The organism is Chryseobacterium piperi, assembly GCF_002285635.2.
Taxonomy (GTDB): domain Bacteria; phylum Bacteroidota; class Bacteroidia; order Flavobacteriales; family Weeksellaceae; genus Chryseobacterium; species Chryseobacterium piperi.
In genome coordinates this window covers 3,780,668-3,803,007 of record NZ_CP023049.2, presented here as the reverse complement: position 1 = coordinate 3,803,007, position 22,340 = coordinate 3,780,668, and the positions used below count along the sequence as shown (strand labels likewise).

Annotated in this window: 21 protein-coding genes and 1 tRNA gene; 5 read left to right on the top strand and 17 right to left on the bottom strand. The window is 34.8% G+C overall.

The window, feature by feature from the left end; translation table 11 throughout:
* Positions 1-22 precede the first annotated feature (22 nt).
* Positions 23-1,294: an adenylosuccinate synthase gene (locus CJF12_RS16645; protein ID WP_394336992.1), complete on the bottom strand. Its 1,272-nt coding sequence runs from the start codon at positions 1,292-1,294 to the stop codon at positions 23-25.
* A 79-nt stretch (positions 1,295-1,373) separates the two neighbouring features.
* Complete coding sequence (locus tag CJF12_RS16640) at positions 1,374-1,943, bottom strand: Crp/Fnr family transcriptional regulator (protein WP_034681598.1); 570 nt, start codon at positions 1,941-1,943, stop codon at positions 1,374-1,376.
* Positions 1,944-2,079: 136 nt separating this feature from the next.
* On the opposite strand from CJF12_RS16640, the gene ku reads away from it, so the two are divergent.
* From ku to ligD, 3 genes are all read left to right on the top strand, one after another.
* Positions 2,080-2,874 carry a non-homologous end joining protein Ku gene (gene ku / locus CJF12_RS16635; RefSeq protein WP_034681133.1) on the top strand — a complete coding sequence of 265 codons (795 nt, stop codon included), beginning with the start codon at positions 2,080-2,082 and terminating at the stop codon, positions 2,872-2,874.
* Positions 2,865-3,464, top strand: a complete 600-nt coding sequence (locus CJF12_RS16630; protein ID WP_034681129.1) for a DNA polymerase ligase N-terminal domain-containing protein — start codon at positions 2,865-2,867, stop codon at positions 3,462-3,464. Before ku ends, CJF12_RS16630 begins: the two co-directional genes overlap by 10 nt.
* Before the next feature lie 74 nt (positions 3,465-3,538).
* The gene (ligD, locus tag CJF12_RS16625; protein WP_034681127.1) at positions 3,539-5,425 is read left to right on the top strand and encodes a DNA ligase D; all 1,887 of its coding nucleotides are present in this window, start codon (positions 3,539-3,541) and stop codon (positions 5,423-5,425) included.
* An 88-nt stretch (positions 5,426-5,513) separates the two neighbouring features.
* Here the strand turns inward: ligD and CJF12_RS16620 are convergent, their stop codons facing one another.
* The 5 genes from CJF12_RS16620 to CJF12_RS16600 form a co-directional block, all read right to left on the bottom strand.
* The gene (locus CJF12_RS16620) at positions 5,514-6,359 is read right to left on the bottom strand and encodes a mechanosensitive ion channel family protein (protein WP_034681125.1); all 846 of its coding nucleotides are present in this window, start codon (positions 6,357-6,359) and stop codon (positions 5,514-5,516) included.
* Positions 6,360-6,751: 392 nt separating this feature from the next.
* Positions 6,752-7,486: an SDR family NAD(P)-dependent oxidoreductase gene (locus tag CJF12_RS16615; RefSeq protein WP_034681123.1), complete on the bottom strand. Its 735-nt coding sequence runs from the start codon at positions 7,484-7,486 to the stop codon at positions 6,752-6,754.
* 253 nt (positions 7,487-7,739) lie between these two features.
* Positions 7,740-8,111, bottom strand: a complete 372-nt coding sequence (gene yajC, locus CJF12_RS16610) for a preprotein translocase subunit YajC (protein WP_034681122.1) — start codon at positions 8,109-8,111, stop codon at positions 7,740-7,742.
* Positions 8,112-8,116: 5 nt separating this feature from the next.
* Positions 8,117-8,617 carry a DUF1573 domain-containing protein gene (locus tag CJF12_RS16605; RefSeq protein WP_034681121.1) on the bottom strand — a complete coding sequence of 167 codons (501 nt, stop codon included), beginning with the start codon at positions 8,615-8,617 and terminating at the stop codon, positions 8,117-8,119.
* 1 nt (position 8,618) lies between these two features.
* Positions 8,619-9,524, bottom strand: coding sequence for a transcription antitermination protein NusB (locus CJF12_RS16600; protein ID WP_034681118.1), 906 nt, complete (start codon positions 9,522-9,524; stop codon positions 8,619-8,621).
* A gap of 90 nt (positions 9,525-9,614) precedes the next feature.
* Between CJF12_RS16600 and CJF12_RS16595 the strand changes: the two genes are divergently transcribed.
* Both CJF12_RS16595 and CJF12_RS16590 read left to right on the top strand, forming a co-directional pair.
* Entirely contained in the window at positions 9,615-11,276 is a 1,662-nt protein-coding gene (locus tag CJF12_RS16595; RefSeq protein WP_034681117.1) for an ABC transporter ATP-binding protein, read from the top strand.
* Positions 11,277-11,375: 99 nt separating this feature from the next.
* Entirely contained in the window at positions 11,376-11,711 is a 336-nt protein-coding gene (locus tag CJF12_RS16590; RefSeq protein ID WP_002976288.1) for a DUF3276 family protein, read from the top strand.
* A 648-nt stretch (positions 11,712-12,359) separates the two neighbouring features.
* Here the strand turns inward: CJF12_RS16590 and CJF12_RS16585 are convergent.
* The 10 genes from CJF12_RS16585 to leuS all read right to left on the bottom strand — a co-directional run bounded on the left by CJF12_RS16585 (position 12,360) and on the right by leuS (position 22,189).
* Positions 12,360-12,435: transfer RNA gene (locus CJF12_RS16585), tRNA-His, on the bottom strand.
* A 35-nt stretch (positions 12,436-12,470) separates the two neighbouring features.
* Positions 12,471-13,190 carry a bacillithiol biosynthesis deacetylase BshB1 gene (gene bshB1 / locus CJF12_RS16580; protein ID WP_034681116.1) on the bottom strand — a complete coding sequence of 240 codons (720 nt, stop codon included), beginning with the start codon at positions 13,188-13,190 and terminating at the stop codon, positions 12,471-12,473.
* An 82-nt stretch (positions 13,191-13,272) separates the two neighbouring features.
* Positions 13,273-14,922 carry a tetratricopeptide repeat protein gene (locus CJF12_RS16575; RefSeq protein ID WP_034681115.1) on the bottom strand — a complete coding sequence of 550 codons (1,650 nt, stop codon included), beginning with the start codon at positions 14,920-14,922 and terminating at the stop codon, positions 13,273-13,275.
* 89 nt (positions 14,923-15,011) lie between these two features.
* A complete protein-coding gene (locus CJF12_RS16570) occupies positions 15,012-15,884 on the bottom strand; it encodes a PstS family phosphate ABC transporter substrate-binding protein (RefSeq protein ID WP_034681113.1) in 873 nt (290 codons plus the stop codon).
* The gene (locus tag CJF12_RS16565) at positions 15,874-16,071 is read right to left on the bottom strand and encodes a DUF308 domain-containing protein (protein WP_185097158.1); all 198 of its coding nucleotides are present in this window, start codon (positions 16,069-16,071) and stop codon (positions 15,874-15,876) included. Before CJF12_RS16565 ends, CJF12_RS16570 begins: the two co-directional genes overlap by 11 nt.
* Positions 16,072-16,145: 74 nt before the next feature.
* Complete coding sequence (locus CJF12_RS16560; RefSeq protein ID WP_034681112.1) at positions 16,146-16,991, bottom strand: energy transducer TonB; 846 nt, start codon at positions 16,989-16,991, stop codon at positions 16,146-16,148.
* Positions 16,992-17,014: 23 nt separating this feature from the next.
* Positions 17,015-17,587, bottom strand: coding sequence for an ExbD/TolR family protein (locus CJF12_RS16555; RefSeq protein WP_034681109.1), 573 nt, complete (start codon positions 17,585-17,587; stop codon positions 17,015-17,017).
* Between the two features lie 12 nt (positions 17,588-17,599).
* Positions 17,600-18,208: an ExbD/TolR family protein gene (locus CJF12_RS16550; protein WP_034681106.1), complete on the bottom strand. Its 609-nt coding sequence runs from the start codon at positions 18,206-18,208 to the stop codon at positions 17,600-17,602.
* Positions 18,209-18,270: 62 nt separating this feature from the next.
* Positions 18,271-19,134: a MotA/TolQ/ExbB proton channel family protein gene (locus CJF12_RS16545; protein ID WP_034681105.1), complete on the bottom strand. Its 864-nt coding sequence runs from the start codon at positions 19,132-19,134 to the stop codon at positions 18,271-18,273.
* 241 nt (positions 19,135-19,375) lie between these two features.
* On the bottom strand, positions 19,376-22,189 hold the full coding sequence (gene leuS, locus CJF12_RS16540; RefSeq protein WP_034681101.1) for a leucine--tRNA ligase: 2,814 nt from the start codon (positions 22,187-22,189) through the stop codon (positions 19,376-19,378).
* Between the last annotated feature and the right edge of the window lie 151 nt (positions 22,190-22,340).

The window sequence follows — 22,340 nt, the reverse complement described above, 5'->3', positions numbered from 1 at the left end:
TTTCTATGAAAATAAGTATACTCTAATTCATTTTTATAATCTGTTCTCTTCCTGGCCCTATCGAAAGATACCCCACAGGAATTCCTAATTCTGTTTCCAGAAAGACCAGAAAGTCCATTAATTCTTTTGGTAATTCTGAGACATTTTTTATTTTCAAAAAATCAGCATTCCAGCCTTCTACCCATTTCAATACAGGTTTAGCATTTTCAGGAAGTGTTGATGCAGTTGTTTCAATAGCTTCATCTTCTAATTCGTAATGGGTACAGACAGCTATAGACTTCAAACCACTTAATACATCTGCTTTGGTGAAAACCAATTGGGTAACACCATTGATCATTACCGCATACCTTAAGGCAGGCAGATCCAGCCATCCGATCCTTCTTGGCCTACCTGTATTCGAACCAAATTCGTTTCCCTTCATTCTGAGATCATCTCCAAATTCGTCTAAAAGCTCTGTTGGAAATGCTCCATTTCCAACTCTGGTGCAATAAGCTTTTGCAATTCCATAAATTTCACCGATCTTTTTCGGTGAAACGCCCAGACCACTGCTGGCACCTGATGCCGTTGTTGAGGAAGATGTTACATACGGATAGGTACCATGATCAATATCCAACATTGCGGCCTGAGAACCTTCTGCCAATATTCTTTTCCCTTCGGATAGGGCTTTATTAAGATAAATCTCAGTTTCTGTACAATTGAACTTTTTCAGGAAGTCTACTGCCTCAAAAAATTCTTTACTGATTTCCTCTAAAGCAGGCAGAACAATCATTCCGGCATCTTTCAGCATCCTGTAATCTCTTTCCAAAATATGCTGTGCCCTGCTTTGAAAATCTGAAGAAAACATATCCCCTACTCTCAGATTTTGTCTTAATATTTTATTTGAGTATGCCTGAGCAATACCATTTTTAGTAGTTCCAATCGTAGTATAATCCGGATTTTCTTCCATAAAAATATCCAGAAGCCTATGGGTAGGCATTACCAAATGTGCTTTTTTAGAAATAATTATATTGGTTTCCGGCTGAACAGTTTTATCAAAAATCTGAAGGTTCAGAATTTCTTTTTTAAAACTTACAGGATCAATAACAGTTCCTGTTCCGATAACATTCTGAACTCCCTGCATAAAAATTCCTGAAGGAATCATTTTAAGGGTAATTCTTTTCCCATTTCGTTCAATACTATGTCCGGCATTTGAGCCACCATTGAATCGGGCTGTAATATCATAATTTTCACTGATCAGGTCAATAAACTTTCCTTTTCCCTCATCACCCCACTGTAAACCTAGTACAATATCCATATGTATAAAATTTTCTTTTTATATGGCAAAGCTATTACATGTCGAAAGCAGGGCAATTGCCATTTGGCAAAAAAGAAATCTAAGATATATTTTTTCTGATGCGACTGAATGAAGAAGGAGTAATCCCAAGGTAAGAAGCCAGCATGGATTGGGGTACCCTATTCGCTAATCCCGGATAATGATTTAAAAAATGAATGTAGCGGGATTTTGCATCCTGATTCAGCATGATACTGGCTACCTTAAGTTTATTCTCAGCTACAAAGCCATGGATTCTGGCAAACAACACAGGCCATATAGCTATTTCTCTTTCAAGAATTTTAAAATGATCAAGATCAATCACAAGTAAAACGGCATCTGTAATAGCCTCAATATACTCATGAGCAGGAAGCTGATCAGCAAAACCATGAAAGTCTCCAATGAACCGGCCTTCATAAATAAAGTATCTTGTAAAATCATCACCCTGTTTATTATAATACAACGATCTGAATACTCCTTGTTTTACAAAAGCAATTTTCTGACTGACCTTACCCGCTTCTACAAATATTTCTCCTTTTCCGATAACCATTTCCTGAACCCCATCAGCAATTAATGCTTCCTCAGCCTCACTAAGTATTCCAAATTTCCTGATGTAATCAAATAGTTCTTTCATAGTTCCGTCCATTGGAATTTTAAAGGTAGGCAAATCCTTAAAATCGACAATTGCCAATTGGTAATAAAAGCAGAAGCGCTCTGATTGACATCCTTTGATGGTACATTAATTGCTTGATTTTTAAAAACGTAAGACAATGAAAGCAATATGGAACGGGGCCATCGGTTTTGGATTAGTGAATATTCCTGTTAAGATTTATTCCGCAACAGAAACGAGTAAATTAGATTTAGACATGCTTGATAAATCTGACTTTTCTAATATCAAATTCAAAAGAGTTAACGAAAAAACAGGTAAGGAAGTAAAATGGGAAAACATTGTGAAAGCCTATCTGATGGAAGATAAATACATCGTTCTTGAGGATAAGGATTATGAAGCGGCAAGTCCTGAAAAAACAAAAATACTTTCCATTGAACATTTCGTAAAAGAAACAGAAGTAGACAGCGTGTATTTTGAAACTCCCTATTTTCTGGAACCTCAGAAAAATGGAGAAAATGCCTACAGATTACTTATAAAAGCCTTACAGGAAACCAAAATGGTTGGAATCGGAACCTTTGTTCTTCGTGAAAGTGAGGCTATCGGAATGATCCGCCCATATAATGATGAGATACTCGTTTTAAACCGGTTACGTTTTAACCAGGAGATCAGAGATTATAAAGATCTGAAAATTCCTGCCAAAAAAGCTCCTAAACCCGCTGAATTAAAGATGGCCAAAAGCCTTATCCAACAGCTCTCCGAAACATTTGATCCTAGCGTATATAAAGACACCTACTCAGAAGCATTGATGAAAATCATCAAACAAAAAGCAAAAGGTAAAAATATAAAAGCACAAAAAGCAGAACCTGCAAAAGAAGGTAAAGTAATTGATTTAATGGCTCAGTTAAAAGCCAGTCTACAAAAACCTAACTCTAAAACAGCATCGGAATGGCTTTAAAAGATTATCAGGAAAAGCGCAAGTTCAATGAAACAAGCGAACCTAAAGGCAAGGCAAAAAAAAGTAAAGACAAGCTTATCTTTGTCATTCAAAGACATGCTGCCTCTCGTCTCCACTATGACTTTCGTCTGGAAATGGATGGCGTTTTAAAAAGCTGGGCAGTTCCTAAAGGTCCATCCCTGGATCCCCATGATAAAAGACTCGCCATGATGGTTGAAGACCACCCTTATGATTATAAAGATTTTGAAGGAAATATCCCTGAAGGGAATTACGGAGCTGGACAGGTAGAAGTATGGGATAACGGAACTTATGAACCATTGGAAGAAAATGCTAAACTTTCTGATGAAAAGGAATTGTTGAAAGAGCTGAAATCAGGTTCATTAAAATTCATTTTGCATGGTAAAAAACTAAAAGGAGAATTTGCTTTAGTAAAAATGAAAAATGCTGAGAATAATGCATGGTTACTCATAAAACATAAAGATGAGTTTGCAGAAAGTCCTTATGATGCTGAAGATAATACCTCGCCCAAATCATTGGTGACTCAGTTTCTGGAGGAAAAAAAAAGCCTAAAAAACGACAAAAAGAAGTAATAGCTCCACAAAAAAAATTCCAGAACTTCAATATATTAACCCACGAAAAAAAACTTAAAAACTTTATTAAGCCAATGCTTGCCAAATCCTTTGAAAAAGCATTTGATGATAAAGAATGGGTTTTTGAAATAAAATGGGACGGATACAGAGCGGTTGCAGATCTCAGAAATGAAGAACCTCTTTTCTATTCAAGAAACGGAATTTCCTTTCTATCAAAATTTGAAAAAGTAGCACGGGATTTCAGCCGGCAAAAATATAAAATGGTTATAGACGGTGAGATTGTTGCTTATAACAATGAAGGAAGACCTGACTTTCAACTACTACAACAAATCGGAGATCATCCCGATTTAGCTTTGGTTTATCAGGTATTTGACCTGCTTTGGCTTAATGGCCATTCTACCGAAGATCTTCCGCTTATCCAACGAAAGGAATTATTAAAAGAAGCATTGGTAGAAACTGATACCATCAAATATTGTGACCATATTCCTGAAAAAGGCATTGCATTTTTCAACCAGATGAAGAAAATGAAACTGGAGGGCATGATTGCTAAAAAATCAAACAGCCTCTATCTCGAAAATTACAGAAATAGTGATTGGCTTAAAATAAAATTTACCAATACCGATGAAGCTATTATCTGTGGGTTTACAGAACCCAGAGGGTCGAGAAAAGGCTTTGGAGCTTTGATTTTGGGGAAATATATAGGAGATCAGTTAATTTACTCAGGCCATACAGGAACAGGCTTTAATGCAGAGTCTCTTAGCAAGCTGCATGAAGAGTTGAAAAAACTTGTCATAAAACAATCCCCTTTTGAAGATATTCCTAAAACCAATATGCCGGTCACCTGGGTAAAACCGGAATTGGTATGTGAAATAAAATATTCTGAAATTACAAAAGACGGTATCTTCCGCCATCCGGTTTTTATAGCAATTCGTGAGGATAAAGAACCGGAAGATATTAAAGGGACAACAGACAAAACGAAACCCTCCAAAGAAAAACTTAAAGAAATGAAAGCTAAAACCTCTTCCAAAAAAACCGACACAACATCTGAAAAAGAAAAGGAAATCACATTAAACCGGCATTCCGTAAAACTCACCAATCAGGATAAAATATATTTTCCAAAAGACGGCATTACCAAAGGTGACGTTGTGGAATATTATCAATCTATTGCAGATTATATTCTCCCTTATTTGAAGAATCGTCCATTATCTTTAAACCGTTTCCCCAATGGGATTGAAGAACAGGGTTTTTATCAGAAAGATGCGAGTGATCATATTCCTGAATGGGTTAAAACAACAAAGGTCTACTCAGAATCTAATGATAAGTATATCGATTATATTTATTGTAATGATAAAGCAACGTTGGCTTACCTCAATAATCTAGGATGCATTGACCTCAATCCCTGGAATAGTTCACTCCCGGATCTGGAACATCCTGACTACCTTGTCTTAGACCTTGATCCTTCAAAGAAAAATACATTTGATGATGTTATTGAAACTGCCCTTCAGGTTAACGAAGTTTTAAATTCAATTAAAATTAAAGGATATTGTAAAACATCAGGAAGTACTGGAATTCATATCTATATTCCTATGGGTGGAAAATATGATTTTGAACAGGTGAAAGATTTCGCTCATATATTGATGAAACAAGTTTATGACAAGCTTCCCAAGATAACCACATTAGAAAGAAGTTTACAAAAAAGGGACGATAAGAAAATTTATCTCGATTACCTGCAAAACCGAACAGGACAAACATTAGCAAGTGCTTATAGCTTAAGACCTAAAGAAGGAGCTTCTGTTTCGATGCCTTTGGAATGGGATGAACTGAAACCAGGTTTAAAACCTACTGATTTTAACATTCATAATGCTCTGGACAGAATTAAAGAAAAAGGAGATTTGTTTAAACCAGTTTTAGGAAAGGGAATTGATATGGTAAAAGCGTTAGATCTATTGCAAAACCTTTAGCCTATTTTGTGATTAAGATTTTAACCTTCCATAAAATAAAAAAATTCCTGTAGTGTCTACAGGAATTTTTGTCTTATGAAGTGATATATTATTTATTATAAACATGTACATCTCTTTGCGGGAAAGGAATTTCAATTCCAGCATTATCAAGAGCTTTCTTACAAGCTATAATCAATTCCTCATTCATTGCCCAGTAATTTTCGTTGGTCGTTGTCACCCTTACCGATAAATTCACTGCACTATCTCCAAGTTCAGTCACAACCACTTGTGGTGCCGGGTCTTTAAGAGCATATTGATTATTCGTAATTACTTCCATTAATATATCTTTGGCCTGCTTCAAATCAGCATTATAAGAAACCCCTATATCAAACCATGTTCTTCGGGTCCCTAACTGGGTGTAGTTAGTAATACTTTTATTTGAAATTTCTCCATTAGGTATTACAATCAGTTGATTTTGCGGAGTGATTAGTCTTGTATGAAATATATCTATTGCATTTACAGTCCCTGAAACCCCTGAACTGGCGGAAATAAAATCTCCAATCCTAAATGGTTTTAATAATAAAATAAGTATTCCCCCTGCAAAATTAGTTAGAGAACCTTGTAAAGCTAAACCTACTGCTAAACCGGCGGCACCAATCATCGCTACAAAAGCAGATGTCTGTACGCCTAATTGGGTAACGACAACAATAAAGAGCAGGATATTAAGCCCCCAGTTAATAATATTTAAAAGAAAAAGCTGTAAAGAAGCATCCATATTGCGCTTTTTAAAAGCTTTTTCAACCAGTCTTTTGATCATCCTTATCATCCACGATCCGATGATGTATATCAAAAATGCTGAAATCACAGCTGTAATGATTTTGGGTGCCCATGCAATAGCTGAAGTTATCAGGCTATCCCAATGTTGTTGAATATTGTTCAATTTTAAATCGTCCATTTGTTTACTACTTATTTTTATGTTGAAATGTTAAATATGCATTCATGTTCTATATGAATCAGATTCCATAAAATGAGACTGATCAATGTAGCTGGTTCCAATAGAAACAAACTTTAGACCTTTTTGGCCAAAGTATGTATTAATTATATATAAAATAAGTTGGATAGCAGAACAGCTTTTCAGCTTCAATCAATGATCATTTTAGAAATCGAATTCTATAAAAGAAATATTTTGGAGTCTAAAAATAATCAAAAAAACACGAATTTCCAATTTCGATGAACCTAGCTTCATCAAAAACAAATACCCAAACACTAGAACAAAGACAAAATATTAATACAAAATCCACATTGAAAGAAAATAAATTACACAAAACATAATCTAAATACAAAAAATCAAGGTAATTTCGCCACCAGGCTCTCAGGTAAAATTTTCAAAATATGATAAATTATTTTCCACTTGAAACCGGGTACAACAATAAAAGAACCTCCTGCATTAACAATAAATTTCGCAACATAATCCGGCTCCATGATTAAAGATTCATTCAATTCTAATCCCGCATTAATTTTAGTACGAATATAACCGATGACTAAAGCGTTAACAATTACTTTTCTTGAAGCCAACTCCTGTCTCAATCCTGCCAGGTACTGTGTAAATGCTGCTTTTGTACTTCCATAAACAAAATTACTTTTCCTTCCTCTTACTCCGGAAAGCGAAGAAAGTCCTACAATTCTTTCGAGCCCTGTATTAGTCTCATCCATGGCAATAATATTAAGAACAGAAACGGCTCCCATATAATTAACCTGCATCATTTGCTGAGCTCCTTTAAAATCCCTTAAAGCCTTTTCATTATCCACCAGAAAACCAGCTGCATATACGACAATATGAGGTTTTACCGGAAGCTCATCATAAAACTTTTGATGAGAATCAAAATCTACGGCATCAAAATACAAAACCTTCATCTTCGATTCATCCAAGTTATTAATTCTTGCTAAATCATCTAGCTCAGCTGTATTTCGTGATGCCGCAATAACAGAAAATCCCTTTTTAAGATAGAGCAGGATACATTGTTTAGCCACATCGGAATTAGCACCTAAAATAAGAACAGTTTTGTTGGTATTTTGATTCATCTGTCAAAGATAAATTAAACCTCAAAGAACACAAACCTTTACACAGGTTTTATAATATTGTAGAGGCTATTCAATAGTTGTAGAAGTAAAGTCGTGAAAGCGTTAATTTGTAAAATGATGAATCTAATGCCTAAACCCTTCCTTCACTCATCCTCGCTCCATTCTGAACGAGGATGTAGTATATACATAAAAAAATTCGGGGCGGTGAACTTTATTCACCGCCCCGAAACGTATTATCTTTTAAACTAAAAAATTACTTCTTTTCAGTTTCAATTTCTTTTTTCTCAGCAGTTTTTTCAGCTGCTTTTGTTGCTTTTTCTCCAAAACGGGCATCAGTAAATTCTCTTGATACCGCTGCTTTTTCGAATTTTAATTTTCCAGAAAGCGTTTCAATCACAAAACCATCATCCTGAATCTGAGCGATTCTTCCGTGAAGACCTGAAGTAAGCACTACTCTGCTTCCTACCTTTAAGTTTTCCTGAAAGCTTTTCTCCTGCTTTTGCTTTCTCATTTGTGGTCTTATCATTAAAAAATAAAAACCTACAAACATGACCCCCATCATGATGAGCATCATAGAAGATCCTCCTCCTTGTTGAGCCTGTAAAAATATTGTTAGTGTGTTCATTTTAATTACGGTTGAATATTCGCAATGAATGTTAATTTAATTGGAGCTTTTTCTACGTTAGCATATACATCTGCATATTTCTGAACGTTTCCGTCGAAATTTGAAGAGTCAAAATGCAATGTGATTTTTCCTTTTTTACCTGGTAAAATTGGTTCTTTAGTAAAATCAGGAGCTGTACATCCGCATCCAGGCTTAACTTCAGAGATTATTAATGGATTTTTTCCTGTATTGGTAACTTCGTATACATGTTCTACCTTATCTCCTTTTTTGATTTTTCCAAAATCAAAATTACTTTCTGCCAAAGCTATTGTAGTTAATGGCTGGTTAGATGGAGCCGGAGCCGCTGCTGCAGTTGTTACTTGCGGAGCAACTGCTGAATCAGTAGGAACTGCTGTAGAATCTGTAATTACAGAATCAGCACTCTGAGTTTCCTTGTTTTCTTTTTTACAAGATACTAAACCAAAGCCTATAATAGACAAAGCGATAATTGATAACGTCTTTTTCATGTTAAATTCTATTTTGATCTTTACAATATTTATCTAAAATTCCATTAATGAAGATATTGGATCTATCCGTAGCAAATACTTTAGCAATCTCAATATATTCGTTGATAATGACTCTTGAAGGTGTTAAAGGAAAGTGATCAATTTCAGAGATCGCTGTAGACAAAATAACTTTATCCATTAAAGAAACTCTTTCTAAATCCCAGTTTTCCAGTCTTTCGCTCAATTTCTTTTCGTTATTTTCCCAATTGTTCAGAGTATCTCTTAAAAGCTTAGAAGCAAAAGCTTTATCATCTTCATCTTTCACCATTTTTATCAATGTTCTGCTTTCTTCATCTTCTCTTAGGAAACCGATTGTTTTTTGAACCATCGAATTAGAAATGTGGATATCGTCAGACCATGTAAGTTCCTTATCGCTTAGATAATCATGAAAATCTTCATTTTCTGCGATATATCGTAAGAATAATTTACCAATAAATTTCTGATCTTCCTCAAAAGAATATTCTTCTACTTTCATAAAATCCTGGTAACGCTTTCCGGCTGTAATTCTCTGGAAAGTTTTCACCAAAAGATCGTCATGTAAATCCCATTTCAATTCTTTATGCTGTCCTGTGAAAAAAAGTCTTTCAGGATTTTCTTCCAGCTTAATCAGAACCTGATTATTAATAAATTTCTGGTTTGGATTAATATCAGAATCAGTTTTCAGATATTTTTTCTTCCCAATCTCCATTTGATTTTCTGCAAGGTCTTTAAGACCCACCAAAAAATTAAGCTGATAGATATAGAGATGATAGATTTTCTCTATACCTGAAAACATGTTTTTTTCTAAAACATCAAATTTAATAGGATTTTGGTAGTACGAATATACGTTCTCCACCACTTTTTCACGGATTTGTCTTCTTCCTAACATTCAAAGAGCTTTTTATGCGTGCAAAGATACAAAATTTAAAATTTATGAAATTCGTAGTCTGAAGGTATTTTTGTAAATTTGTAAAACTTTATGAAAGCTCTAAAAACCTTAAACCCTTACTTTTGGAAACACAAAATACTTTTGTTTTGGGGGTTATTATTTATCATTGCCAGTAATTTTTTCAATATTTATAAAGTTCAGTTTGTAGGAAAATCGGTGGATGAGCTTACCAAAAGCGGAAATCTGGGATTCAACAGACAAGTATTGATCTATGTTGCCATCATCGTTGGTTGTTCATTATTAACAGGATTCTTCACTTTTATGATGAGACAGACCATTATTGTTTCCTCACGAAGAATCGAATATGAGCTGAAAAATAAAATATACAGACATTATCAGGACTTATCTTTATCAGATTACAAACAAACCACTATTGGAGATCTAATGAACAGATTAAGCGAAGATGTCGTTGCGGTGAGAATGTATCTGGGACCAGGCGTTATGTATGTCGTTAATCTTGTGATTTTATTATTGATCACAAGTATCTATATGATAAAGACTGATGCATCAATGACTCTATGGACTTTGCTTCCACTGCCTATTTTATCTTATATTATTTTTAAAGTAAGCTCTATTATCAATAAGAAATCGAAGATCATGCAGAAAAGCCAATCTGCAATTTCTACTTTTGTTCAAGACAGCTTTTCAGGCATCAGGGTTGTAAAATTCTTTGCTAAAGAAAAATACATCGAAAAAAATTATGGAGTAAAAGTAACCGATTATCAGAATAAGGCGCTAGATTTAGCTAAAACAGAAGCTTATTTCTTCACCATTATCCTGTTCGTTATTGGGTTATTAAACGTAGCCGTTATTTTCATTGGTGGACAAAAATATATTGCAGGGGAATTGAGTGTAGGAAAGATTGCAGATTTCTTTATGTATATCAATATCCTAATCTGGCCATTTTCAATGGTTGGTTGGGTAACTTCAGTGAATCAAAGGGCTGAGGCTTCTATGCAGAGAATTAATGAATTTTTAGACAAGAAATCTGAAATTATCAATAAAAATTCCGATCAATATTCAATCAAAGGAGATATAGAATTCCGAAACGTTTCTTATGTGTATCCCAATACAGGGATTAAAGCATTGGATAATTTGAGCTTCACCATTAATGCCGGACAATCCTTAGCAATTATGGGCAAGACAGGAAGTGGAAAATCAACAATTGCGCTCTTACTTTGCCGACTGATTGATCCTACTGAAGGTGAAATCCTTATTGACGGAAAAAACCTTAAGGATCATAATCTTAATGTTTACAGAAATTTCATTGGCTATATTCCACAAGAAAGTTATTTATTTTCAGATTCTATCGAGAATAATATCGGTTTTGCCATTGACAATCCTTCTCACGAGAGAGTGGTTGAGTATGCAAAAATTGCTGATGTACATAAAAACATCATAGACTTTAAGGAACAATACAAAACGACCGTTGGTGAACGTGGAGTGATGCTTTCGGGAGGACAAAAACAAAGAATTTGTATTGCAAGAGCCTTAATTAAGGACCCAAATATCATCATTTTCGATGATTCACTATCAGCTTTAGATACCGAAACGGAACAGAATATCCTTGAAAATATTGAGACTAAAATCCACAATGCAACTTCCATAATCATCACACACAGAGAGTCTAGCGCACAAAAAGCAGATAAGATCATCAATCTTACTGAAATTACCAATTCTGTAACTGCTTAGGCAATTCATTCAACATTGTTAAATAAATCATAAAAAAAATTTTGTGATTAAAAGAAATCTTTTATATTTGTTCTTAACAAGATTAAAAAATATCTAACAATGAGTGAATACAAGGAACGCCATGAAAATGAAATTTTCACGAAGGTGTTAAAAGCAGGAAGAAGAACATATTTCTTTGATGTGCGTGAGACGAAAGCAGGGGATTATTATCTTACGATTACCGAAAGTAAAAAGAACTTCGGGGAAAATGGAGAAGCTACATTTGAGAAGCACAAAATTTATCTTTACAAAGAAGATTTTAAAAGTTTCCAGGAAATGTTCAATGAGTCAACAGATTTCATCATTAATGAAAAAGGTGAGGATGTAATATCAGAAAAACATGACAAAGACTTCAAAAGCAGATCTTATACGATAGATTCGGACGACGAAGTATAAAAAAAGAATATTCTAAAAACACAGCATCTGAAAAAGGTGCTTTTTTTATGCCTTGATTGAAGGAAAAGCTCACGAAAGGCAAAATCGCGGATTTATTAAATTGCTAAACATCCCTTGTATTAGCCATGGCGAGCAAAGCGAAGCAATCTCTCAATTCTTAACAGCTTAATAGAATCTTAATGGTTTATTTTCAAATCTCCCTTGAAAATCTTTGATTTTTAAATTTATGTGTACTTCTTATCCAGCATATATTAAACTTAAAATCACTAAAGTGTTTAAAAATTTTTAGAATTAAAAGTATATAATACTCCCATAGATGATTTGATCTCTTTACTATGTTTAGATTCATCACTCCACTTTCGCTTCATTCTGAAATCGAAGATTAGACGTAGTCAATGAAAGAGACAGAGAGTTTTTTTCGAGCACTGTCATTTCGACGAAGGAGAATCTCTTACTTTTCTTAATAACTTAATGAGACCTTTAAGTATCCTATTTATTTCAAAAATTCTCCATTAACTACTATCAAACTGAATAAACAGTTCATTTTTGGAATAGAAATCAGCAACTCAAGTATTTTTTAAGGGTAAGAATTAACACTGGAAATCGTATAAAATAAAAAAGTACACTTGTAAAAAGTGTACTTTCTCTGGGTGAATGAGGGGTCTCGAACCCCCGACCTTCGGAACCACAATCCGACGCTCTAACCAACTGAGCTACAATCACCGTTTTGTGGTTGCAAATATAGGAAAGAATTTTTAATTACAAAACAATTCCTTCAAAATTTTTCAAAGCAATTAACTTCTCTGTTGTAAAGCCCTCAGCGTAAGCAACTCCCGATAAACGCCCTAAATCCTGAGCTCTATAGGTTAGGCTTTCAAAGAAGTCTTTTGTAGCAATCGGAGTCACTGGTTCCTTAGAATTTGGATCGTAAAATTGAGTTTTGAATGCCATACATGCTTCAATCTTTTTATCAAGATGTTCAGAGATATCAATAACGAATTCCGGCTGGATATGTTTCCACTGGATGTAGTGAAAAATATGTTTAGGTCTCCATACTTCCTGGTTTTCTCCTTCCAGTACTGTTTTAACCTTTCGTAAGCCTGCTAAAAAGCACGCATCAGAAACTAATTTTGCTCCTTTTGCATGATCCGGATGTCTATCATCAATAGCATTGGCTAAAACGATTTCTGGCCTGTATTTGCGGATCATTTTTACAATCTTCATCTGGTACTCTTCTGAGTTAACAAGAAACCCATCTTTCATTCCTAAATTTTCTCTGGCAGAAACACCTAAAATCTTTGCAGAATCTGCGGCTTCCATTTTTCTGGTTTCATCTGTACCCCTTGTTCCCATCTCACCTTTGGTAAGATCAACAATAACACATGTTTTACCCTCTGATACTAATTTGGCTATTGTGCCTCCACATCCTAGTTCTACATCATCAGGGTGCGCCCCAAAAGCAAGTATATCTGTTTTCATACGTTCAAAGATAAGACTTAAAACAAAAACTTCCCAAACATTACGAATGGGAAGTTTTAATATTTATAATTTAAATTTTAAATTACTTATTGATTTCTGCATTAAGTTTTATAGCATCCTGATAAGTAGGATCTAACTGCACAGACTTAGCAACATAATCTTTAGCTTTAGCTACATCAGAGTCCTTGCTCATATATGCTACAGCAAAGTAAGCATAAGCTAAAGTCTGTTTGTTAGCCTCCATATCTGCAGGCTTAACAGTACTGATGAACTTTTCATAAGCAATTTTTGCTGCATCATTGTTTCCAGCTTGCTGATAAGAATACCCTTGACTGTAGTAAGCAGGTGCCCAGTCAGGAAGAAGAGTACTCATTTTCTGCCATGTAAGGATTGCTTCATTCCAGTTTTTAACATCCTGGTAAGCTGTTGCCAACTTGAATAATGAATCAGTATCCTGAGTATTAGCTGCTACTTTTTGTTTTAATCCTTCAATAGTAGGGTTTGTTGGTCCTGCATCTGCAGATGCCTGAGAAGCTCCTCCTCCGGCAATCTTAACCAATTCCATATCCCACTTCATTGTTTCATCTTTTGCAGCTTTAGCAATGGCAATCTTCTGTTGAGACTCAGTCATTAAAGCAGTTTTCTTAGCTTCGTCTTTTTCTTCTTTAGCTAATCCAGCAGCAATCAGACCTTGTAAACCTTGATCTGCAGGCTGTACTCTTGATTTATCTGCCTGAGAAACGAAGCTATCCATATTTTGTTTAGCTTCTGTATATTTTCCGTCAGCATATAATTGATATGCTCTTAATTTAAATTTAATTGGGTCATCGATTTTGTCGAAAATTTTATCCAATACCATTTTAGAATTAGCATAATCTTCATTCGTAAAATAAAGTTTAGAAATTTCTAATAATGTATATGGATCTTCATCAGCATACTTAGTATAGTTGATCAAATCCTGAGTTGCTTTTTCGTTTTGCTGGTATTTGATATCGTATGCTGCTAAAGCTTTATAAGCAGGTGCATAAGTTGCATCTACTCCAATAGCTTTATCGATGTTTTCTTTAGCTAATTTCCACTGCTGAGCAGCCATCCATAAAGTCCCCATTCTTGTGTAAACAGAAGCTTTATTTTTTGCAAGAGGTAACGCTTTATCATAAGCCGTCATTGCATCACCAGGAATTTTCTTCAATCTGTAAGCATCCCCTAGCGTATAATAATAATTGGCAGGAACTTCTTTCTTCTGAGCTCTTTCAATAGCTTTATTTAAGAACTGAATAGCCAAATCAGGTGAGTTATTTTTTTCAAATAAAGTTAAAGCTTCAGCAGCTCTAAACAATACTTCTGCATCTTTTTCTCTTGAATCAGCTACAATCTTCTGGATTTCAGCAACTGCTGCCTTATCTCCTTTTCCAAGTTTTACTGCTGCTAATCCGATCTTATTCAAATAACTTTTGCTATCTGCAGCAAGACCTTTATTAAAATTTTCTGTTGCTTTTGCAAAATCAGGTTCACCTTGTCTCAAAAAAGTATTTCCTAAATAGAAATAGTTTTCAGCTGTAGGTGCCTTTGCAATCATTTCAGTGAAATTGTTTTTAGCTTGTGCAAATTTATCACTATCAACACTGTTGATACCGTCCTGTAGCGTCTGCGCAAACGAAAAGTTGGTAAAAAATACCACTGCTGCTCCAAAAGCAATCTTTTTTACATTCATAATCATTATATCTTTCATTTTATATTTTCTAAATCGAGTTATATTATACACAATTTTCAGACCAAAATACTGTAATTATTTAGGTTAAAAGATCAATTTAATACTTTTTAACGCATTTGAACCTCTCTTTTGTATATATTATAGGGCTGTAATCCTTCTTTTTGTACAATCATCTGACCTAATTGGGTACAAGAATATCTTATAAAGCCATTGGCTATGTTAAAGTTTCCTTCATTTGTTAAAAAATACAAAACTCTTGTAAAAGGATATTTCATTTCGCGAAGCCCACCAGAATCCGGAGTATATAATTTACCCTTACTTTCTACGGGTAATATTTTAACCATTTCTCTTAACTTTTCAGCAGTCTTATCATAAGGGCGACTGAACGTATTAAGACCGATAACACCAATCTTATCCGGATACTTATTTAATTGCTCAATAATATTTTCACTTCCGGGAATAATAGAAAACTTAAGATCTTTAGGTTGCTTTTTAAATTTCTGAGCAACAAAATTCAGATTACTGGAATTAACTCCGTCAAAGATAAATTCTTTGTTTTCAGACATAAGACCATTTTGAATTTCCTCCATAGAAATACTCGTCTTGGAAGAAGTTTTAGGAACTACGAAAACCACTGCATCAGCAGCAAATCTCGCAGGTAAGAATTTTAGTCCAACCTGTTCTTTATATGCTTTCAGTTCTTCTGCATTTAAATCTCTGGACATGACAGCAATTCTTGCTTTATCATTTAACAGATCAAGAAAACCTAAGTCTTCTTTCTTGGTAACAATCTTGATATGTGTTTCCGGATAATTAATCATATAGCCTTCGGCCAATGCTTCTGTAACACTTTTAAAAGATTCGTCGGTAAGAATGGTAAGGTCTCCTTTGTGGTAAGAAGGGGATTTATCTTCTTTTTTACAACCTATAGTAGTTAAACTAAAAATAAGAAGTATTATAAGTTTAATACTATTCTTCATTTCCTGAATTTTTAATTCTTGAAACTGCCCTGTAAATTCTGAATATTCCATAAAGAATCATAACGGCTCCAAGCGGATACGCTACTGCAGGTTCAAGAATGACAAAGAAGAATTTGTAGATAATAACTACAATTCCTAAAACGATATAAAACAATCCTGTTATTAAGGACAACCAATTGAACATCATGTAACAAAAATACCAAAAAAAATAAAAAGAGAAGCATATGCTTCTCTTTTTTAATTATTATTTAAAGATAAATATTATCCTTCAAAATTCATTGTTAAAGGTAATCTGAATCGGTAACGAACAGACTGACCATTAATTTTAGCAGGACTCCATTTATTCTTAATAGACTTAATCGTTCTTACAGCTTCAGAGTTGAAGTCTGAATTTTTTCCATTAGCCTTTACATCTGTAATACTTCCATCTCTTTCAACAACGAAAGTAACTTCAGCTTTTACAGTACCTTCATCACCGTTCATTGCAGATCCGTCAAAGCTACTTGCTACTTTATTTCTAAAGGCATTGATACCTCCTGGGAATTCTGCAGTTTGCTCAACCTCGGTATAAACCTGAGTATCACTCACCTGAGGCTTAACTTCAGCAGTTGAAGTCTTAGTACCTGTAGATGGTGGTGGTGGCGGTGGTGTATAAGTCGGAGCTTTTACCCCCTCCTGATTTTGCAAACCAGTTGTTGTTTCTAATTGCTTAGAAATTGGTGGTGGTGGTGTTTCAATTTTTGGAGCTTTTACAGGCTCCGGAACTACGTTCTGAATCACCTCAATTTTTTCCTCTTCTTTTGGAGGTGGAGGTGGTGGAGGTGGTTCCTCTTCTTTCGGCTGCTCTATAATTTTATCTTCCTGAAGAATTTCTACCAAATCAGCTTTTACTTCTTGCTTTTCTGGTGCTGTAAGTCTCTTAATCGTAAGATAAATAAAAGGAGACAAGGCCAAAACTAAGAATAATGCCGTTCCAATAAGAAAAGATCTTGTTAGAAGTCTAGGATACTGATGTCTCAGATCATAGGCACCATACTCTTTGTTTCTATTTTCAAATACAATCTCATCTAAAGTAAGATTCTGATTGTATACGTTTTCATCTGCCATAGATTTACAATTTTATGGTTAAATTACTTTGTAGCTGGTGAAGCAGCTGCTCCATTGTTTCCAACTTTCTTATTATAAATAGCTAATTCCCAAGGCTTCAAATCGGTAACACCGTATTGTTCGCTTTTTGTAATTGCCATTTCGTCAAGAATATCCACAAAGTTTTTATATACAGCATCATCCGTCGGCTTAATAATAATAGTAAATTTAGTCTTATCTGCCGCATTTGCTTTTGCCTGCTCAATTACTTTTCTAATCCCTTCTCTATCGAAAGTAGTCTCATTAAGATTCTGATCCGTTAAAGATGTATTATCTTGCTGGTGCCAGAAAATTCTGTTGTCTTTACCTAATAATAAAGAAATAGAGTTAGAAAGTTTAATTTCTGTTGGAGGTGGTTTTTTATCTTTATCTTTCGGTTTTGCCGGAAGACCCAAATCCATTACATTCGGTTTACTGAATGTGGTTGTGAACATAAAGAAGGTAATCAATAGAAAACCCAAGTCCACCATCGGAGTCATATCAACTCTGGTACTCTGTTTCTTGGAACGTACCTTGCCGCCTTTGGCGCCCTTTTCCTGTACTTGTACTTCTGCCATTTCTACGTGATATTATTCGTTAGGTTTACCTTCTTGTGATGTAATCAACCAAAATTTAAGAAAATCAATATCTCTTAAACCTTCAAATAGGCTTTTAACTTTAGGGTATTGAGTCGTTACGTCTCCTTTGATTGCTAATTTGTAATCAGGATTTACGCTCAAACTCTGTTGTACCCAGTCTACTAACTGCTTATTTGTACTATCCATAGGAATCCCTGTAGGACTCTTGAAACTCTTCTGCTCCTCATCTGACAAATCAAGATAGCTCTTAAGTTGGTTCATAGGAACCCCAATCGCTTGTACTTTTTGAAATGCAGCTTTTTCGTTGTTGTCAAAACTAATACCATATTTTTGACCCATTTTATCTAAAAGCTGTAGTCTCTCTGATGCATTTTCTACCGGCTGGAAATAAAATTTTCCGTCTGGAGTAGCGTTGATAGTCATTAAACTAGCATCAGGAAGTAACTTCTCTGATATTGAAGATGGCGGTTTAATCTGCTCCACGTCAGGTTTTTTAAACTGAGTGGTCAATATAAAGAATGTAAGTAGTAGGAACGCAACGTCACACATCGCGGTCATATCCGTCACTACTCCATGTCTTTTTGGTTTGACTCTCGCCATTATTTTTATTATTTTTAATTAAACTTCTTTTATTGCTAATGCAAATTTCCTGCTACAAATTCTTAGTTGAATTCAGCGAAAGATTGCTGGATACTCATAGCGATCTCATCGATCTTGTAAGTTAATCCGTCAATTTTAGAAGTAAAGTAGTTATAAAGAATAATAGCGATAGCTGAAGTACCAATACCTAATGCCGTGTTGATCAAGGCTTCAGAGATACCTGTAGAAAGTGCAGCAGCATCTGGAGTACCACCACCTGAACCTAATGCGAAGAATGCTTTAATCATCCCGATTACAGTTCCTAAAAGTGCTACTAACGTTGCAACAGTACCTAAAGTTGAAAGAATCATCATGTTTTTCTCTAACATTGGCATCTCAAGAGTTGTAGCCTCTTCAATCGCTTTGTTAAGAGCTACCATTTTCTGCTCTTTATTCAAAGTCGTATCATGAGATAAAGCTTTGTAAGTAGTAAGACCTTCCTTCACTACGTTACCTACAGATCCTTGTTGTCTGTCACACTCTTCTAAAGCTTCATCAATTTTGTTTTGATTTAATAAATTTCTTACTTGTACTACGAAGCTATCCAAGTTTCCTTTTCCTGCAGCCTTACCAAGCACGAAATATCTTTCAAAAGAGAAAACGATTACAGTAATCATGAAAGTAATCAAGATTGGTACGATAACCCCTCCTTTGTAGATAATACCTAAAAACGATTCTGGATGAATGTCTTTTCCTTCAACGCTTGCAAAAGCTACAGATCCACTACCTAGTTTATCTGCATCTTTGAAGTTACCAGGACTTCCTAATACGAATAAATAAATACAAACTCCTATAACGAATAAAATAGGAATAATAACAGCCGGGTTTAAACCTCCCGCTTTTCTAGCAACTACTTGCTCATCATTTTTTGAAACATTCATTTCCATATTTAACTAAATTATATTGTTTTAAAATTTTATCAGGTTGTAAATTAAAGGCAAAATTAATTAAAATACAATAGTCTTAAATAAACATTTTGCTTTTTTTTGATAATGAAATATTATTACGATTTCGATATTTCATTTTTTCTCTTTTTTTTTAATGATATTTCTCAGTTTTTAAAAATACATTAAAAAATCAAAAAAATTAAGCCTTCATTTTTTTTAATTTGCCAATGTTAATTTTTTTTTAAATTACAATATTCACAATTCTGTGAGGAACCACAATGATTTTTTTGGGCGTTTTTCCCTCCAAAATCTGTTGCATTTTAGGATCTAAAATCACCAAATCTTCTACCTGCTTGGCAGAAAATTGAGCAGATAGGGATATTTTAAACTTCATTTTGCCATTTACGCTTACCGGATATTCAATTTCATCTTCTACCAAATAAGCCTCATTCAGCTCCGGAAACTTCTCAAATTCTATAGAATCGCTATGCCCCAGGAGATTCCAAAGTTCTTCGCAAATATGCGGTGCATAAGGAGAAATGATAACGGCTAAAGGTTCAAGAATATTGCGCTTGTTACATTTTAATTTTTGCAGCTCATTCACCGCAATCATAAATGAAGACACAGAAGTATTGAAAGAGAAGTTCTCAATATCAAATACGACCTTCTTTATTAAAGTATGTAAAACCTTATATTCCGCTTTTGTCGGCTCCTCATCCGAAACTTCGAAAACATCTCCGTTAAAGTATAAGTTCCAGAATTTCTTAAGGAAACCATATACTCCACTTAGTCCCTGGGTATTCCATGGCTTTGATTGTTCCAATGGTCCCAAAAACATTTCATACAATCTTAAACCGTCAGCTCCGTATTCTTCACAGATATCATCAGGATTAACAACATTATATTTTGATTTGGACATTTTCTCAACCTCGCGGTCGGTAATGTATTTTCCGTCTTCAAGAATAAATTCTGCATCCGCATAATCCGGTCTCCATTGTTTAAATGCTTCCGTATCTAATTCATCAGACCCTCCTTTTAATAAGGATACATCTACATGAATTTTCTGAGTTTTATGATCATTGGCTAAAGATTTAGAAACATATTGGTTCGTTCCGTCTATCCTATATACAAATGCACTCATTCCCAAAATCATTCCTTGATTGATTAGTTTTTGGAAAGGTTCATTATGATCAATCCATCCTCTGTCTTTTAAGAACATATTCCAGAAACGAGAATATAATAAATGTCCCGTAGCGTGTTCACTTCCCCCGATATATAAATCTACCTGTCCCCAATAGTCTGTCAGTTCTTTTTTAGCAAACCCTTCTTCATTATGAGGATCCATATATCTTAAGAAATACCATGAGCTTCCAGCCCATCCCGGCATCGTAGAGAGTTCCAATGGAAAGACATTGACATCATCAATAAGATCTGTAGCAACAACCTTTTGATTTACCTCATCCCACGCAAATGTTTTTGCATTTCCTAATGGTGGATCTCCATCCTCCGTCGGCAAATATTTTTCTACCTCAGGAAGTTCAAGAGGCAAAGCTGAAGCGGGTAATGTATAAGGCATTCCATCCTTATAATATATAGGAACAGGCTCACCCCAATAACGCTGTCTTGAAAAGATAGCATCACGTTGCCTGTAATTAGTAGTTCCATGACCTATATTACGGTTCTCAATCTCAGCAATCATTCTTGCTTTAGCTTCATCATAAGATAAACCATTTAAGAAATCTGAGTTGATACAAACACTGGTTTTAGAATCAAAAGATTTTTCCTGAACATCTTCGTCAGTTTCAACCACCTTTTTAATTTCTAAATTAAATTTCTTTGCAAATCTGTGATCACGCTCATCATGAGCAGGAACAGCCATTACAGCTCCCGTTCCATATCCCATTAATACATAATCAGAAATATAAACAGGCATCTTTTCATTACTGAAAGGATTGATCACATAACTTCCCGTAAAAGCACCACTCACGTTTTTAACGTCAGACATTCTGTCTCTCTCGGTCTTTTTAGAAGTTTCTTCAATATAAGTATCTACTTCAACTTTTTGCGCTTCCGTAGTGATCGTATCCACTAAAGGATTTTCAGGAGCGAGCACCATGAATGTTGCCCCAAAAATAGTATCAGGTCTTGTGGTGAAAACCTCTACAAACTCATCATGGTTTTCAACATTGAATTTCACCTGAGCTCCCTGAGACTTTCCGATCCAATATTCCTGGGCGTCTTTTAATGGCTGTGGCCAATCTAAAGTAGTCAGACCCTGTAACAATCTTTCAGAGTATGCAGAAATTCTCATACTCCACTGCATCATTTTTTTCTGAAATACAGGAAAACCTCCTCTTTCGGATTTTCCGTCTTTCACCTCATCGTTAGCTAATACTGTTCCTAAAGCAGGGCACCAGTTAACGGTAGTCTCAGCTCTGTACGCCAAACGATAATTTAAAAGAATATCTTCTTTATCAATATCAGAAGCATTCTTCCACTCTTCTGCAGTAAAGTTTAATTCATCATTCTGATTGGCATTTAAACCTTCTGTCCCTTTTTCCTCAAAATGCTGGATTAAAGTTTCTATTGATTCTGCCTTATCTGTATTCTTATTATACCACGAATGGAACAATTGAATAAAAATCCACTGAGTCCATTTATAATACGAAGCGTCAGAAGTTCTCACTTCCCTGCTCCAGTCAAATGAAAACCCAATTTTTCTTAATTGCTCTTCATACCTTGTAATATTTTGTTCCGTAGTAATAGCAGGATGCTGCCCTGTTTGAATCGCATACTGCTCAGCAGGAAGGCCAAAACTGTCATACCCTACGGGATGAAGTACATTAAACCCCTGATGTCTTTTATATCTTGCATATATATCAGATGCAATGTATCCCAGCGGATGCCCTACATGAAGTCCTGCCCCTGATGGATACGGGAACATATCGAGAACATAAAATTTGGGTTTATCTGTGATATCGGAAGTTTTGTACGTCTGTTTTTCTTCCCAGTATTTCTGCCACTTTTTTTCTATCTGCTGATGATCGTAAAACACTTATATATAGATTTTATTATAAATTAATTTCAAAAATTTGAAGACTTACAAAAATAAAGATTTTAAAAGAAATAGAACTTTAATTTTAAATTAATTAGCATGATCACTTTAAACAAAAAAAATCTCACCTTAAGATGAGATTGTATATTCT